Origin of the sequence: uncultured Roseobacter sp. (assembly GCF_947493125.1) — a bacterium.
Classification (GTDB): Bacteria; Pseudomonadota; Alphaproteobacteria; order Rhodobacterales; family Rhodobacteraceae; genus Roseobacter.
In genome coordinates this window covers 500,914-516,590 of record NZ_CANLQB010000002.1, presented here as the reverse complement: position 1 = coordinate 516,590, position 15,677 = coordinate 500,914, and the positions used below count along the sequence as shown (strand labels likewise).

Genomic DNA, 15,677 nt, shown 5'->3' with positions numbered 1-15,677 from the left:
AGGAGCCCATGAGCTCAGACCGACCCAATACCCCGCTCCTCGACACAATCCGCCGACCCGCCGACATGAAGACCCTGTCCGACCGGCAGCTGAGCCAGCTCGCGCAGGAGCTGCGGGCCGAAACGATTTCGGCCGTCTCGGTCACGGGCGGACATCTGGGCGCTGGTCTGGGTGTGGTGGAGCTCACGGTGGCGCTGCACGCGGTTTTTGACACGCCCCGCGACAAGCTGATCTGGGACGTGGGGCACCAGTGCTATCCGCACAAGATCCTCACCGAACGCCGCGACCGCATCCGCACGCTGCGCATGAAAGACGGTTTGAGTGGCTTTACCAAACGCAAGGAGTCGCCCTACGACCCCTTCGGGGCGGCCCATAGCTCCACCTCGATCTCCGCCGCTCTGGGGTTCGCCGTGGCCCGTGATCTGGGCGGCGTCGTCCCCGAGGGCTTGGGCGACGCCATTGCGGTGATCGGCGACGGATCCATGAGCGCGGGTATGGCCTACGAGGCCATGAACAACGCAGGCCACCTGGGCAAGCGCCTTATCGTCATCCTGAACGACAACGAGATGTCTATCGCCCCACCTACGGGTGCGATGTCGAGCTATCTCAGCCGCCTCTACGCGGAAGAGCCGTTCCAGGACTTCAAAGCCGCGGCCAAGGGCGCGGTGAGCCTGCTGCCCGAACCCTTCCGCGAAGGCGCCAGGCGCGCAAAGGATATGCTCAAGGGCATGGCGGTCGGCGGCACGCTGTTCGAACAGCTCGGCTTTTCCTACCTCGGCCCCATCGATGGTCATGACATGGACCAGTTGCTTCCGGTCCTGCGGACGGTGAAAGCGCGGGCCACCGGGCCGATCCTGATCCATGTGATCACGAAAAAGGGCAAAGGGTACGCCCCCGCTGAAACGGCGCGCGACAAAGGCCACGCGACGGCGAAATTCGACGTACTCACAGGCGAGCAGAAGAAAGCGCCGTCCAACGCGCCCAGCTACACGCGCGTCTTTGCGGACAGCCTGCTGCAAGAGGCTGCGGAAGACGACAAGATCTGTGCCGTCACCGCCGCCATGCCCGACGGCACCGGCCTCAACCTCTTCGCCGAGCGCTATCCCAGCCGGTGCTTCGACGTGGGTATTGCCGAGCAGCACGGCGTGACCTTCTGCGCGGGGCTCGCGGCGGGCGGCATGAAGCCCTTCTGCGCGATCTATTCCACCTTCCTGCAACGCGGCTATGACCAGGTGGTGCACGACGTCGCGATCCAGCGCCTGCCGGTCCGCTTTGCCATCGACCGCGCAGGGCTTGTGGGCGCCGACGGAGCCACCCACGCCGGCTCCTTCGACATCGCCTATCTCGCCAACCTGCCCGGCTTTGTGGTGATGGCCGCTGCCGATGAGGCGGAACTGAAGCACATGGTCGCCACCGCCGCCGCCCATGACGAAGGCCCCATCGCCTTCCGTTTCCCGCGCGGCGAAGGGCAAGGCGTCGAGATGCCCGAGCGCGGAACACCGCTCGAGATTGGTAAAGGCAGGGTTGTTGCCTCCGGCGCGCGCGTCGCCCTTCTGTCTTTCGGCACCCGGCTGAGCGAAGTGGAAAAGGCCGCCGAAACGCTGCGCGCGCGCGGCCTTAGCCCGACCATTGCAGATGCACGGTTCGCCAAACCGCTTGACCGAGATCTGATCCTGCAATTGGCCGCGCACCACGAGGCCCTGATCACCATCGAAGAAGGTGCCGTGGGTGGGTTCGGTAGCCATGTGGCGCAACTTCTGGCCGATGAAGGCATTTTCGACCGCGGGCTGAAGTTCCGCTCCATGGTGCTGCCCGACATCTTCATTGATCAGGCGAGCCCGGCAGACATGTATGCCGTTGCAGGCATGAACGCCGCCCAGATCGAAAGCAAGGTCCTGGAGGTTCTGGATATCGCGCAGATCGGCGAGGCACGCGCCTAGGACGCGGCGACACATGTGTCTGCCTTTTGTGACAGAAGCTCGCCTGTGATGACGGATAGTCTTGCCTTCTTGTGTCCGGACGCACCCCATGACCCCATATTGCCTTCCAATCATGTGCATCTGATTGCTGATCCGAGGGCGCAGCGGCCCGTTTCTACAGATCCCCGCGTGGCGACCGGCCGTAAGGGACGGCACATTGCCAATCGAAAAAGGCGGCGACCCGCCGCTCAATGCTGTATGGGGGCAAGACCCTCACCGGGACAGTGCAGGGCGTTTGACTTGTCCGCCTACCGGGTCGGACTTTAGATCCGGCGCAGCGTTCACCGTGCCTCCCGCGTCAAGGGGTCCTATTCCGCGTTCCAGATGTCTTATACAGCAGCAGAAACACGAATATCGATCCGATGGATGTCGTGACGATGCCCACGGGAAGCTCTTGTGGTGTGAGGAGAAGCCTGCTCAAGATATCTGACCCCGTTAACAGCGCTGCGCCGACCAAAGCGGCGGTTGGGATGAGTTGGCGGTGCAACGGCCCTGCGATGCCACGCGCGATGTGCGGAACCATAAGGCCAATGAAACCAATCACACCGGCAACAGAGACGAACACCGCGGTCGCAAGAGCGGCGGCAAAGAACATGGAAAGCCGCAGTCGCCGAACCGGAACACCAAGCGTCGAAGCGGTCAGATCGCCCGTGAGGAGCGCATCAAGCCAACGGCTCCGAATGAGCGTGTAGGCCAAGATCAAGACCAACCCCAAGGACACCAGTGGAAAGGCCTCCCATCTGGCCAGGCCCAACCCGCCGAGCATCCAGAAGATCACCGAATGCGCGGCCCGACTGTCTCCGGCAAAGATCAGGTAGTTGGTGATCGCCGCAAAAAGGAACGACACCGCCAGACCAGCCAGAATCAGCTTCTCGGGGGCGCTCGTGCGTAAGCCGTGAACAAGTGCCAGAACGATACCGGACGCTGTCAGCCCGCCGCAAAAGGCGGCCAAAGGCAACGTCCAGAGGCCCAGAATGTCTCCCGTTACGGTGATCACAAAGACCGCTCCGGCTGCGGCACCTGAAGACAGGCCAAAAAGGAATGGATCAGCCAGATCATTCCGTGTCGTGGTCTGCAGGACGACACCAACAATCCCCAATCCTGCACCGATGACGGCGGCGAAGATCGCCCGGGGAAGGCGAAGGTCATAGACAATGCGGTGCAATGGCGACATGTCGCCCTCAACCAAACCGGTCCCCAGAAGAACGGCCTGCACCACGTCTACTGTAGGGATAGAGGTTGTCCCGTAGGCCGTCGATAGCAACAGGAGGGCGAACAAGACGACCACCCCCAGAATTTGCATCAGGCGCAGTTGGCCCACGCTAATTCAGGCTTGGATGCATGGCGTCAAACATCTTTGAAATTGCCTCGATGTTGGCGGGTCCGGGCGTAAGCTCTTCGTAGCGCAGACCAATCCAGCGTTCGTTTTTGACGGCGTCGGTGTGGGACATGACTGGGTGATTTTGCAGAAACTTGAAGGTATCCGCCGCGCCATTACCGGTCTGATAGTCGAGCAACACGAGAAACTCGGGGTTTGCCGCGGCAACGGTTTCCCAGGAGGTGCGACCCCAGCTGGTCTCCATGTCATGAGTGACGTTCGCGCCTCCTGCCGCTGCGATCATCGCGTCGGGGATTGCGAATTTGCCAGCTGTGAACGGCGCATCTGCCGGACCGTCCAGCAGAAAGACACGTGGTTTGGACAGCCCCACGGCTTTCGCCTCAATCTTGCCCAGCTGTTCCTTCCAGCCAGACACAAGCTCCTCCGCTTTCTCCTCGACATGCATCACCTTGCCCAAACGCAGAACGTCGTTGAACAGAAGGTCCATGCTCGCCTTGGGGCGATCTTTGTCGAGATGCACGCAGCTTTCTGTCAAGATCATGGTTTTGATCCCAAATGGCTCGAGCGTGTCGGGGGTCACGTCACCACCCGGTTTCATGCCATAGTACCACCCTGCAAAGAAGAGGTCGGGATCGACGGCGACGAGGTTTTCGACGGTCGGATACTTCGGCGCAAGTTCGGGAATGTCACCGCGCAGCGTGTCAAAACCCGGGCTTGTCTTATACCACCCAGTGATGCCGGTAAGACCCACGATCTTGTCCTGAAGGCCAAGAGCAAAGGCCATCTCGGTCATATTCATGTCATGCACGACCAGCCGTTCGGGCTGGGTTTCAAAGACAAGCGGCTCACCACAGTTGTCGACGACAATGTCATGCGCACCAGCGGGGCTTGCCAGAGCGGTGAGCAGAGCAACAGGCAGAAGGCATTTCATCGTGAGGGGCTCCTTTAGTGATGAAAGTTTGGGGTCTTCCGGATGTCGAGTGCCGGGATCACCCGACCATCGTGCTCAATGCGCAGGTAGCCGACGCCAAATGTGTCTTGCACGCGCGCGGGCGTCAGCACCTCCGACACAGGGCCAAAGTCGGTCAGCCTGGTGGACTTCATCAATGCGACATGGGTCGCGAATTCGGGGATGAGCACCAGATCATGCACGATCATAACGACCGTGACGCCCAATCCCGAAACCAGCGACAGCATCCGGCCCTTTGCATCCGGATCGAGATGGTTGGTCGGTTCATCCAGAAACAGCAGTGAGGGGGTCTGCGCAAGTGCGCGTGCGATATGGGCACGCTGGCGTTCACCGCCAGACAAAACACCCATCCTCTGTCCTGCGAGAGCACTTAACCCGGTCATCTCGAGGATGCGGTCCAACGCGGTCGCATGGTCGCACGCCGAGCGATCGGTCAAAATGGGTATCTGGCCCAAAGCGGCGTAGTCACGCAATGACAGGCGGGCATCTGGATGTTCGTGCTGGCTCACCACGGCGATCAGGCGCGCACGCTCTGTGGCTGAGAGTGTTCTCAAGCTGCGTCCATCAACCAGGACTTCACCCGAGCCCGGCTCTGCTGCACCGCACAGGACATTCAAAAGCGTGGTCTTTCCAGCCCCATTTGGACCGGCAATGGCAAGGATGGCGCCTTCCTTCAGTTCAAAGGACGCGCCTTGTAGCAAAACATCACCGTTCAGGGTGCGATAGCCGACATCACGCGCGACCAGAAATCCCGAAGGCCTCACGATCTTGGCCCCAGACAAACCCGGGGCATCCGGGACAGCGTCTTCTCAAACAACGCTAAAGGCCGGTCCGATGCGTTCGTCCACCCGTCCGAACTGGTCTTGTATTGACGCGCAAAGGCTCCCAATGCCTCCAAATCGGCTGAACTGACGATATCGCCGAAGAGATACTGCGCTTTGCCAGCAGCCTGAAAACCAACGGTCGTTGGGTGTGCGCAGCCCGCCATGCAGTCGACGGCCCGGATTGCATACCCGGGAGGGAGTTGTGCTGCCAGCGCGTCGCGCAGCAAAGCCGCATGGTCCTCGCTACGGCAACGGGAGCAGATCAGCAGGAAATGGTCACAATCGTCTTCCACAGTCCGCTCCGCTTATCGCCAAGCGCGGACAGAAGGTGCTACCTATGTGCATACGTTTCAAACGTGACATCAAAGCTCCTTCCAGGACGCCCCGCCCCGGGTTGGTTACAATGTGATGGCAGGTCTCCTGACTTGCGGGTCGATGCTTGGCCAACCTTCCCGGCCGATGGGCCAGTGGTCTTTGGCGTCGCTCGCCGCTCACAGTTGCGGGGGCAGTCACGGATTTGGCAGCAGTTGACGCCTCACCGTGTTCCCTTTTCATCCCCGAGTTGAACTGGGGGAACCATCGGCACCATGAGTGGCCCAGATTCAGAACCGCGTCAATAACTGACCGCTTTTCTAAGGAAATCTCTGGATTGTTTTGGAAGCGACCTGTCCCGGCCTGAGCGGTCATTTCTTTACCGTGTCGTATCCGGCAGTCTGGGCTCGCGGCCCGGTTTTGCAGCTTCGTCGATGCAGGACCGCAGCGGCGCGATGGCAGACCTTTGGGTCGCAAGAGGTGATATCGGTGCGCCCGTTCGAAACTCGCCTTCGTCAGTTCCGGGGGCTCGGCCCCCGCATGATGGAAAACCCCGAGGGCGCTCGACAGCATCCCGCGCCGAGGATACGGCCCAGCCCAATTTTGGCGCAGGCGCATGGCGAGCCGCAGACCAGAAAGACCGCCCGCCAGCGGCCCCAACACCCTTGAAGCGAATGATAGATGTCGGGTTTTGCCAGACTGACCCCACACCCCAGAGTCGGTGCCTATCGCGGAAACCTCTGCGTTGGAGGTCGTTCATTTTCGCCATTGGCGGCTGGCCTGGCGTGACGGATCGCGGGTCAAGCGCGGCACCTTCTCCCAAAACGTGCTGCTAGCAAGATCGACGCTGAACTTCCTGCTTCCAGCGCGCCGCATAGTTCTGAAGGGTCGCGGCGTATTTGGTGTCAACGGACACGGGGCTGCCGTAACTTGGAGGCGCAATAGACCTGCCAACCGCAAGCATCGCCGCGCCCGCGCTTGTCCCGGTTGTCCCTGCGGCGCAGGACACCGGCGAGCCAGACGCGATCGCCAGCGTTTCAAGGTAGAGCCGATTGCTTGCGAATGGACCTTCGACAATGATCTGCCCGTGATGCCCGATGTTGGACAGACACGCGGCCGTCATCAAAGCAAGGTACAGCGCGACCGTGGCGCCGCGTTCGGCGGAGCCCGGATCGGGCTCAGCGCCAAGCCAAGCCATCCGGTGCCCCTTGAAAGGGCCGGTCTCAGGTACGACAGCCGGCATCAGCATGATCTGGTTGGACAAAACATGATCCAGCTCTGCCTGAGATGGTGCGGCACAGGACCCGCCGGTCGCGATGTCATGCTCGCGCCCCCCCATGAACCTTGCCGAGGGGGCCGGCTGACCGCGTGCGGTCACGTTGATCAACGTGTCAAGGTCGGCATCGAGTTGAACTGATTTGCCGCCGATGGACATCGCAATGACCCAGGTGCCCGTCGAGATCACACTGAAGGGTGGCGTCCCTCCTAAGACATAAGGAAGCAAGGACGCGTTGGAATCGTGGATGCCACAGTAAACCTGGGTATGTGGCGGCAGGCCCGTCCGCTGAGCGATGTCCGGCAGAATGGGCCCGAGAACATCGGAAGGTTTTCGCACCGGCGCAAGTTTCTCTGCGATATCAAGTGTTTTGACCAGGGATGAAAACCGACCTTCATAGGGATCCCATAGGTCGGTGTGACATCCCAGGGATGTGACATCCGTCGCCGTCTCGCCCGTCAGCCAAGCGCCCCAGAATTGCGGATATGTGACGATCCGATGCGTCCTGGCTTTCAACTCGGGGTCGACCCGGAACTGCCAAAACAGTTGCGCACCGACGTTCAGCCCTCCCGCAAGCCGCGGTGATCCCGTCTCGGCGAAAGGCGGTCGGATGGCATCGTAGTCGTCGGTGACATCATCCGGCCCGGCAAATTCATAGTCGAGGATTGGCGCGGCAAGCGTCCCCTCCTTGTCAAGAAGGGCTGCACAGGCCCCATGGGTGGTGACGGATATGGCACCAATGCCATATGCCGCGTGAAAGTCGCGCAGCCCGTTCAACAGAAATGCCCAATGGCCCTCAACATCGAAATGCGGCCAGGGCGGACCGGGCAGAACGGTGTTCGGGCGCGTGATCACCGCGATCTCGGTCAAGGTCTCCCGGTCAACCAGCACGAGCTTCGCGTTGGTTTTCCCGATGTCCATGACCGCGATATGCCCTGTCATGGCATGTGGAAGACGGTTTCGAGCGGCGTGGCGACAGGTTCATTGCCCGGGTGTGTCTCCATGATGTCCGCCATGTGAGACCACCACCTTTTCATGATGGGATGGCTCGGCAGATCGTCCATGCCATGGCCCTCATTGCGCCACAGGACACCGAACAGAATGTTCGTATCGCTGTCCAGATGAATCGAATAATCGCGGATGCCAGCATTTTTCAGCAACTCCACAAGCTCAGGCCAAATCTCATCATGGCGCTTGAGGTATTCCGCGCGACACCCAGGGTTCAACCGCATCTTGAAAGCAAATTTTTCCATCACCGCGCCCGCCATATGGACCACAGACGCGGCAGCGCGATGACCCCGATCAGGAGTGCACCGATCACAATGGACATCACAATGCCCGGCACGTTCAGAAGCCCCAACCCAAACGTCACAAGCCCCATCACTAAAGCCGCAATGACGACGCCCACAATCGTGCCCGATCCGCCGAGAATGCTGACGCCGCCAAGCACCACCATGGTGACGATCTCAAGCTCCCACCCCGTCGCGATGGACGGACGGGTCGACCCGAGCCGCGCCGTCAGGCAGATCGCGGCCACGCCGGACATCAGACCAGTCAGAAGGAACAGGATGAATTTCACGCGCTGCACGCGGATGCCGGAAAACATCGCGCCGGTCGCGTTGTTGCCGATGGCGTAGACAGCACGCCCGAAGTTGGTTTTGTGCAGCAGGATCGCATAGATCAACGCGATGATCGCGAAGAGGACGAACTCGAAGGAAATCACCCACCAGACATACCCCTGGCCAAACCATGAAAAACTCTCGGGATAGCCGCGATACGCCTGATCTCCCAAAACGATAAAGCTGATGCCGCGGAACAAGCTCATGGTGCCGATGGTGACGACGATGGAGGGCAGACCCATCCGCGTTACAAGCACCCCGTTGAAGGCGCCACACAAGAGGCCGACACCGAGCCCGACCAGAACAAGCCCCGGCGTGCCGACCCCCATCTGCACAGCGGCCCCCATGGCAGTCGAGGCCAGCGCGATGATCGAGGCGACCGACAGGTCAATCTCGCCGGATATGATCAGAAGCGCCATCGCGAAGGCAATCATCGCCTTTTCGGTGAAGTTGAATGTGGCGTCGCTCAGGTTCCAGGCATTCAGGAAGTAGGGTGAGGCGAAGCTGTTGGCGACGAAGATCCCGATGGCCACCAGCAGCAGCAGGGTTTCCCAGCTCTTCAGCCTCTCTTCCAGCGGTGACCGCAGGCGGTCGGGGACGAAACGATCAGTGGTACTCATGTTGCCTGCTCCGCACGTTTGAGGATGATCCGGCCTTTCCCGCGATTGGATTGGGCGTTCAGGGCCACAGCGATGATGATCGCGCCGCCCGAGATCGCCAGCTGCCAGAAGGGAGAGATGTCCACGACGGGCAAGGCGTTCTTTATGATACCGAGGAACAAAGCCCCGAGCAGGGCACCTGCAACCGTGCCGATGCCGCCCATGATCGACACGCCACCGATCACGCAGGCCGCGACCACATCGAGTTCGAAGCCTCCGGCGATGTCCACGTAGGACACGGCGAACCGCGACACCCACAGATAGCCGGTCAGGCCGGCCAGGGCGCCTGAGATCGTGAAGGCCCAGAACTGGGTCTTTCCCACGTTGATCCCGGCATAGGTGGCCGCATGGGGGTTCCCGCCCGCGGCATAGAATGCACGTCCAAGTGTCGTGCGTGTCATGACGACGGTGAAACCGATCACGGCGAGGACCGCAATCCAGCCAAGGATGGGCAGCCCAAGAATGTCCGTGCGAGGAAAGCTCTTGAACGCAGGGCTCATCTCGTGGCTGTTGACCCACTTGCCGTCCGAGATCACGAAGATGATGCCGCGGAAGATGGTCATGGTGCCAAGGGTCACAACGATCGGCGGGATCGCAAGCTTCCAGACGAGGATGCCGTTGAACATGCCCAGGATTGTGCCAAGGCCAACGGCAATCACCAGGATCACGGCAATCGGCAAGCCCGGTTCCGCGACATTCACCATCGACACCACCATGCCTGTCAGTGCCAGGTTCGCCGCGACACTGAGATCGATGCACTTGGTCAGGATGACGATCATCTGACCAATCGCCAGCAGGATCAGCGGAGAGGTGTCATTGAAGACATTGGCGAGGTTCGCGGGCGCGACAAAGCCCGGAAAACGCGACGAAATCAGCAGCAGCAACAGGACAATGGCGCTGACCAGAAGGGCTTCGCGTGATCTCAGGATGCGTCTCAGCATGGGCGTCTCCCTTCAGATACCGGCGGCATGGCGGACAAGTGTTTCGGGCTGCAGATCACCCTCGGTCAATTCGGCGACCATCCGGCCTTCTCGCATGACGATGACGCGGTCCGACATGCCCAGCACCTCGGGGATTTCCGAACTAACCATGATGACCGCAAGGCCCTGAGCAGCGAGTTCGGCCATAAACTCATGCACGGCGGCCTTCGATCCGATGTCCACGCCTTTCGTGGGTTCATCGAGGATGATGACCTTGGGCTGGGTCGCAAGCCACTTGGCGATCACAACCTTCTGCTGATTGCCGCCCGACAGATTGCCGACAGGCGTATCCAGAGAGGCCGCCCGCAGGTCGAGCCGCTCCGTGTAGTCTCGGGCCAGCTTGAACTCCTCGGCAAGTTTCAGGAATCCCCTGCTGGAAATGCGCCCGAGCGAGGGCAGGGTGACATTCTGGAAAATCGGCATATCAAGAATGGCGCCCTGTTTGCCGCGATCCTCAGGTACGTAAACGATGCCGTGATCGACCGCGTCCGCGGGCGATTTGATGTGCACCGGCGTGGCGTCGATTTCGACGGTTCCGGCAGAGGGGCGCGTTATGCCGAACAACGCTTGCATGAATTCCGACCGGCCCGCGCCGACCAGGCCATAGAACCCAAGGATTTCTCCCTTGCGCAGGGTGAAACCGATGTCTTCGAATTCGGTCGGATGGGAATACCCCGAGACCTTCAGAACGGTATCGCCGGGGTTCGAGGTCCGCTCGGGGAAGATCTGGCTGACGTCGCGGCCCACCATCATTTTCACCAACTCGGGCTCGCTCACATCCGCAATAGAGCCGTCGCCGATCAACTGGCCATCGCGAAAGACCGTGTAGTTGTCGGCGATGCGAAAGATCTCGTCGAACTTGTGGCTGATGAACAGGATCGCCTTGCCTTGCGCCTTCAGCTTTTCGACAAGCTCGAAAAGCTCTTCGATCTCCTTGTGCGACAGGGCGGCGGTCGGCTCGTCCATGATGACCACGCGCGCGTCGATGGACAGGGCCCGCGCTATGGCAACGAGGTGCTTGTTGGCGATACCGAGGTCCTTGAGCTTGTGCTCTGGATCAATCTTTGCACCGATACTGTCGAGGATTTCCCGGGCCTTTTCGGCCATCTGCTTCAGGTCGATCAACCCGAACGCACCGCGCGGCGCGTGACCCAGAAAGATATTCTCGGCCACTGACAATTCGTCGAACAGGACCGTTTCCTGATGAATTGCCGTGACGCCGCTGCGCGATGCGGCCTGAGGAACTGGAAAGCGGGTCGGCTGACCATCCACACGGAGTGACCCCCCGTCTGGCTGGTAGATGCCGGTGAGGATCTTCACGACCGTGGACTTGCCTGCACCGTTTTCCCCGATCAGCGCGGTGACCTTGCCGGGGATCAGGCGCAGTGACACGTCGGACAGGGCCTTGACGCCGGGAAAGGTCTTCGTAATCCGTTCCAATGCCAGGATCGCGACATCCTCGACGAGGCCGTCGGAGATCGTCGCCATATCCGTCTGGTTCAGCATCGGGTGCCTCGGTTCACTGGAAGGGTCTCACCCCGCGCGGCACGGATGGCCGCGCAGGACAGAAGGCGCATCGCTCAGAAGATCGACTTGAACTGGTCGATGTTGGACGCGTCATAGACAAACGGGTCCGCCATTGCGGCAGAATTCGTGTCGTCCAGCGTGATCGTGCCCACGCGGCCAATCGAGATTTCGGCACCCGGTTCGGCGGTCGCAGCGCCCGAGGCCAATGCGTGGGCGATCATCGCCGCCGAGTAGCCCAGATCAATCGGGTTCCAGATGGCGAAGGACTTCGATGCTCCGCTTTCGATGGCACCCGCCATCTCGGAGGGAAGACCGAGACCGGTCACGTTGACCTCACCCACCTTGCCCGCGTCAACAACCGCCTGGGCCGCGGCAACGATACCGACAGAGGTCGGCGCGATGATTGCATCGAGATCCGGGTAGGACTGCATCAGCCCGGTGGCTTCGCGATAGGATTTGTCCGCGAGATCATCACCGTAGACCGTCGTCACCAAATTGATGTCGGGATAGTCGCCCATCACCTTGTTCATTTCCTCGATCCAGACGTTCTGGTTGGTCGAGGTCGTGGTCGCCGACAGGACAGCAACGTCGCCCCCATCGGGCAGATGATCCGCGGCAAGTTTGATGATCATGTTGCCGATGAGCGCGTTGGAAGACGGGTTGAGGTGCATTTGGCGGCCATCTTCAGCCACGCCGGAATCCCAGCTGATGACCGTGATGCCGCGTTGCATGGCCTTCTTCAGGGTCGGCACAAGCGCATCGGTGTCATTCGCTGAAACGGCTATGGCGTCGACGCCCTGTGCGATCAGCGAGTTGATGACTTCGATCTGGCCTTCGGCAGTCGTATCGGTCGGGCCGGTGTAGATGATCTCGACACCACCCAACTCCTCAGCGGCCTCTTCTGCCCCTTCCGCAGCCGCCTCGAAGAAACCAATGCCAAGCGCCTTTACGACAAGGGCGATGCGCATGTTGTCCTGTGCCATTGCAGTCGTGCCGAACAGGCTGGCAGCCAAGCCGAGGCCGACGGTGAGGTTGGTAAAAGTGCGACGTTTCATTGGATCCTCCCTGGAAAATACGTTCGCGTTTCTGGCCCTTACGAGGCCACGTTTCTCTGAACACCCCCCGATTGGGTGACGATCAGCGTCACTTCAGCGGCCTCAAGCATGGCGGCGGCCTTGTCTGAAATCTGGTCATCGGTGATGACGGTTGTGATGCGGTTCAATGGGCACAGAACAAGGCTCGAACGTTGTTCGAACTTCGTGCTGTCCGCCAGGACGACGAGCTCATCCGCCTGGCCGATGAGCTTCTGTTCTGCCTGGATCAGCAGCGGGTCCGCCTCCATGAGACCCAACGGGCCAAGCCCCTGCGCCCCCATGAACATGCGGCGGGCGCAGAAGTTGCGTGTCACGTCATTGTCAAACGGCGACAGAATTATATTTTGTTCGCGGTAGATAGTACCGCCCGACAGCATGATCGTGTTCTTGGAATGCTTGAGAAGATGTTCCGCAATCGGGAACGAGTTGGTGAACACCTGCAGCCGGCGGCTGGCCAGAGGGTGAACCATCTGGAAGGTTGTCGTGCCGCCATTGATGATGATCGCATCACCATCTTCGCACAGCTCGACAGCAGCAGCAGCGATGGACTGTTTGTCCTCGATCCGCATGGTCTCGTTGACAGAGAAAGGGCGTCCGGCAAGGCCCACAAACTGCGGCGGGCTGAGCGCCTCGGCGCCACCGCGCACGCGCCGCAACTGCCCATCGTGATCCAGTGTTGCGATGTCGCGCCGGATGGTGGCCTCGGACGCGCCGGTCAGATTGCAGAGCTCGACAACCGTGACCACAGGGCGATCCTCAACTGCGGACAAGATAATCGTATGGCGCTCTTTCTCGTGCATTTCGGCCTCCCTTGGCGTCTTACGCTGTCGAGATTCGCATCATCTGTCAATCATAAACACTCATTATCAATCATTCTGCGCCGCAGCATGATTGAATTTGATTGAAACTGATTGACAAGCCACCCCCTCTCGGCTCAGGCTTCTTCTCAATTGCGATGACGGATGCGCTGCGCCAGCCAGGAGGAAACATGTTGAAATCTTTGGAAAATTACCTTCTGGAAAGCCGCTGGGATGACGGGTCCGCAGAAGGAAAAAGCGAATCGGAACTTCTGTGCTATCGCTCGAACATTCTGGGCTCGGACAAGCGCGTCACCAATTACGGCGGCGGCAACACCTCCGCCAAAGTGATGGAGACCGATCCTTTGACCGGCGAAGAGGTCGAAGTGCTTTGGGTCAAGGGCTCCGGCGGCGATATCGGCTCGATGAACATGGACGGGTTCGCCACGCTCTATATGGACAAGCTGCGCGCGCTGAAACCGCTCTATCGTGGCGTGGATTTCGAAGATGAGATGGTGGGCTACCTGCCGCATTGCACCTTCAACCTGAACCCGCGCGCGACCTCGATTGACACCCCGCTGCACGCCTACGTCCCCCGCACGCACGTGGATCATGTTCACGCCGATGCCATCATCGCCATTGCAGCCTCGAGGAATTCGAGAGAGCTGACGCAGGAGATCTTCGGCGCCCGCATCGGCTGGTTGCCCTGGAAAAAGCCGGGCTACGAACTTGGGATGTGGCTTGAGACGTTCTGCCTGGAAAATCCGGACGCCGACGGCGTGGTTCTGGAAAGCCATGGGCTGTTCACCTGGGCCGACACGGCAAAGGACTGCTACGAGCAGACGATTGACGTCATCAACGTCGCCACAAAATGGATGGAGGAGCGCAGCAAAGGCGTCGCTGCGTTTGGCGGTCTCCTCCACCACAGCCTGCCGCCCAAGGAGCGCGAAGCCATCGCCGCACGGATCATGCCGGCGATCCGGGGGGTCGTGTCGGGCAATCACCATATGATCGGCCATTTCAACGATAGCGACGCTGTGCTCGAATTCGTCAACGCCAAGGACATGGAGGCGCTCGCCGCCTTGGGAACCTCTTGCCCGGATCACTTCCTGCGGACGAAGATCCGCCCGCTGGTGGTGCCGTTCGATCCTGCCACAGGCAATATCGACGCCGTTCTCTCGGGTCTGCCGGACCAGATCGAGGCCTATCGACAGGACTACGCAGCTTACTACGACCGCTGCAAGCGTGACGACAGCCCTGCCCTGCGCGACCCGAACGCCGTTGTCTACCTCGTGCCCGGTGTCGGCATGATCACCTTTGCCAAGGACAAGGCGACCGCACGGATTTCGGGCGAATTCTATGTCAATGCCATCAACGTCATGCGCGGGGCTTCAGCGGTGAGCGAATACCAAGGTCTGCCGGAACAGGAGGCCTTCGATATCGAGTACTGGTTGCTCGAAGAGGCCAAGTTGCAACGTATGCCGAAACCCAAATCGCTGGCTGGTCGCGTGGCCCTTGTGACCGGCGGCGCGGGCGGCATCGGTGCGGCGACCGCCGAGCGCTACTTGCAAGAAGGCGCTTGTGTCGTATTGGCGGATATCAACGCAGACGGTTTGGTCTCGACAGAGAACACCCTGTCCGACCGTTTCGGCAAGGACGCGGTGCGCAGCGTCGTCATGAATGTGACAAGCGAAGACGCCGTTGCCGCGGCCTTTGCAATGGCGTCGGTAGAGTTCGGCGGGGTCGATATTCTGGTGTCCAATGCCGGTATTGCGTCCTCTGCACCGATCGAGGACACCTCGCTGGCGCTTTGGAACAAGAACATGGACATCCTGTCCACCGGGTATTTCTTGGTGAGCCGCGAGGCCTTCAAGCTGATGCGGGTGCAGGACATGGGCGGCTCGGTTGTCTTCGTCGCGTCGAAGAACGGCCTCGCTGCCTCGCCGAACGCCGCCGCATATTGCACGGCCAAGGCATCCGAAATTCACCTCGCCCGTTGCCTTGCCTTGGAAGGCGCCGAGGCCGGTATCCGCGTCAATGTCGTCAACCCGGACGCGGTCCTGCGCGGATCGAAGATCTGGGAAGGAGACTGGCTGGAGCAGCGCGCGGGCACCTATGGCACCGACAAGGACGGACTTGAGGAAATGTATCGCCAGCGGTCCATGCTCAAGCGGTCCGTCTTTCCCGAAGACATCGCGGAAGCCTGCTATTTCTTCGCTGCCCAGACCTCGGCCAAATCCACCGGAAACATCCTCAACGTGGATGCCGGCAACGTCCAAGCCTTCACCCGATAGGGAACCG

Annotated in this window: 13 protein-coding genes and 1 riboswitch; of the genes, 2 read left to right on the top strand and 11 right to left on the bottom strand. The window is 60.5% G+C overall.

Features of this window, described 5'->3' with window-relative positions:
• Nucleotides 1–8 precede the first annotated feature (8 nt).
• On the top strand, nt 9–1,940 hold the full coding sequence (gene dxs / locus Q1A71_RS06220) for a 1-deoxy-D-xylulose-5-phosphate synthase (RefSeq protein ID WP_299673123.1): 1,932 nt from the start codon (nt 9–11) through the stop codon (nt 1,938–1,940).
• Between the two features lie 337 nt (nt 1,941–2,277).
• On the opposite strand, the gene Q1A71_RS06215 is transcribed toward dxs, so the two are convergent.
• From Q1A71_RS06215 to Q1A71_RS06165, 11 genes are all read right to left on the bottom strand, one after another.
• Nucleotides 2,278–3,300 (bottom strand): iron ABC transporter permease, encoded by a 1,023-nt coding sequence (locus tag Q1A71_RS06215; RefSeq protein WP_299673121.1) that lies wholly within the window; start codon nt 3,298–3,300, stop codon nt 2,278–2,280.
• A 1-nt stretch (nt 3,301) separates the two neighbouring features.
• Nucleotides 3,302–4,249: an ABC transporter substrate-binding protein gene (locus Q1A71_RS06210; RefSeq protein ID WP_299673119.1), complete on the bottom strand. Its 948-nt coding sequence runs from the start codon at nt 4,247–4,249 to the stop codon at nt 3,302–3,304.
• A gap of 14 nt (nt 4,250–4,263) precedes the next feature.
• The gene (locus Q1A71_RS06205; RefSeq protein WP_299673117.1) at nt 4,264–5,052 is read right to left on the bottom strand and encodes an ABC transporter ATP-binding protein; all 789 of its coding nucleotides are present in this window, start codon (nt 5,050–5,052) and stop codon (nt 4,264–4,266) included.
• A complete protein-coding gene (locus Q1A71_RS06200) occupies nt 5,049–5,405 on the bottom strand; it encodes a DUF1636 family protein (RefSeq protein ID WP_299673115.1) in 357 nt (118 codons plus the stop codon). The genes Q1A71_RS06205 and Q1A71_RS06200 overlap by 4 nt, the downstream gene beginning before the upstream one ends.
• Nucleotides 5,406–5,504: 99 nt before the next feature.
• Nucleotides 5,505–5,708: riboswitch (cobalamin riboswitch) on the bottom strand.
• A 548-nt stretch (nt 5,709–6,256) separates the two neighbouring features.
• Nucleotides 6,257–7,621: an FGGY-family carbohydrate kinase gene (locus Q1A71_RS06195; protein WP_299673113.1), complete on the bottom strand. Its 1,365-nt coding sequence runs from the start codon at nt 7,619–7,621 to the stop codon at nt 6,257–6,259.
• A 17-nt stretch (nt 7,622–7,638) separates the two neighbouring features.
• Nucleotides 7,639–7,968 (bottom strand): L-rhamnose mutarotase, encoded by a 330-nt coding sequence (gene rhaM / locus Q1A71_RS06190; RefSeq protein ID WP_299673110.1) that lies wholly within the window; start codon nt 7,966–7,968, stop codon nt 7,639–7,641.
• Nucleotides 7,953–8,939: an ABC transporter permease gene (locus Q1A71_RS06185; RefSeq protein ID WP_299673107.1), complete on the bottom strand. Its 987-nt coding sequence runs from the start codon at nt 8,937–8,939 to the stop codon at nt 7,953–7,955. Before Q1A71_RS06185 ends, rhaM begins: the two co-directional genes overlap by 16 nt.
• A complete protein-coding gene (locus tag Q1A71_RS06180; RefSeq protein WP_299673104.1) occupies nt 8,936–9,919 on the bottom strand; it encodes an ABC transporter permease in 984 nt (327 codons plus the stop codon). Before Q1A71_RS06180 ends, Q1A71_RS06185 begins: the two co-directional genes overlap by 4 nt.
• A gap of 12 nt (nt 9,920–9,931) precedes the next feature.
• Nucleotides 9,932–11,464 carry a sugar ABC transporter ATP-binding protein gene (locus Q1A71_RS06175; RefSeq protein WP_299673101.1) on the bottom strand — a complete coding sequence of 511 codons (1,533 nt, stop codon included), beginning with the start codon at nt 11,462–11,464 and terminating at the stop codon, nt 9,932–9,934.
• A gap of 74 nt (nt 11,465–11,538) precedes the next feature.
• Nucleotides 11,539–12,540, bottom strand: coding sequence for a rhamnose ABC transporter substrate-binding protein (gene rhaS, locus Q1A71_RS06170; protein WP_299673098.1), 1,002 nt, complete (start codon nt 12,538–12,540; stop codon nt 11,539–11,541).
• A 38-nt stretch (nt 12,541–12,578) separates the two neighbouring features.
• Nucleotides 12,579–13,379 (bottom strand): DeoR/GlpR family DNA-binding transcription regulator, encoded by an 801-nt coding sequence (locus tag Q1A71_RS06165; protein WP_299673095.1) that lies wholly within the window; start codon nt 13,377–13,379, stop codon nt 12,579–12,581.
• Between the two features lie 188 nt (nt 13,380–13,567).
• On the opposite strand from Q1A71_RS06165, the gene Q1A71_RS06160 reads away from it, so the two are divergent.
• On the top strand, nt 13,568–15,670 hold the full coding sequence (locus Q1A71_RS06160; protein WP_299673092.1) for a bifunctional rhamnulose-1-phosphate aldolase/short-chain dehydrogenase: 2,103 nt from the start codon (nt 13,568–13,570) through the stop codon (nt 15,668–15,670).
• Nucleotides 15,671–15,677 lie beyond the last annotated feature (7 nt).

Bases quoted from the DNA above. Each gene is read 5' to 3' on its own strand.
- Q1A71_RS06210 (WP_299673119.1), bottom strand. From the start codon at position 4,249: ATGAAATGCCTTCTGCCTGTTGCTCTGCTCACCGCTCTGGCAAGCCCC.
- rhaM (WP_299673110.1), bottom strand. From the start codon at position 7,968: ATGGCGGGCGCGGTGATGGAAAAATTTGCTTTCAAGATGCGGTTGAAC.
- Q1A71_RS06165 (WP_299673095.1), bottom strand. From the start codon at position 13,379: ATGCACGAGAAAGAGCGCCATACGATTATCTTGTCCGCAGTTGAGGAT.
- Q1A71_RS06185 (WP_299673107.1), bottom strand. From the start codon at position 8,939: ATGAGTACCACTGATCGTTTCGTCCCCGACCGCCTGCGGTCACCGCTG.
- Q1A71_RS06160 (WP_299673092.1), top strand. From the start codon at position 13,568: ATGTTGAAATCTTTGGAAAATTACCTTCTGGAAAGCCGCTGGGATGAC.
- rhaS (WP_299673098.1), bottom strand. From the start codon at position 12,540: ATGAAACGTCGCACTTTTACCAACCTCACCGTCGGCCTCGGCTTGGCT.
- Q1A71_RS06180 (WP_299673104.1), bottom strand. From the start codon at position 9,919: ATGCTGAGACGCATCCTGAGATCACGCGAAGCCCTTCTGGTCAGCGCC.
- Q1A71_RS06175 (WP_299673101.1), bottom strand. From the start codon at position 11,464: ATGCTGAACCAGACGGATATGGCGACGATCTCCGACGGCCTCGTCGAG.
- dxs (WP_299673123.1), top strand. From the start codon at position 9: ATGAGCTCAGACCGACCCAATACCCCGCTCCTCGACACAATCCGCCGA.
- Q1A71_RS06195 (WP_299673113.1), bottom strand. From the start codon at position 7,621: ATGGACATCGGGAAAACCAACGCGAAGCTCGTGCTGGTTGACCGGGAG.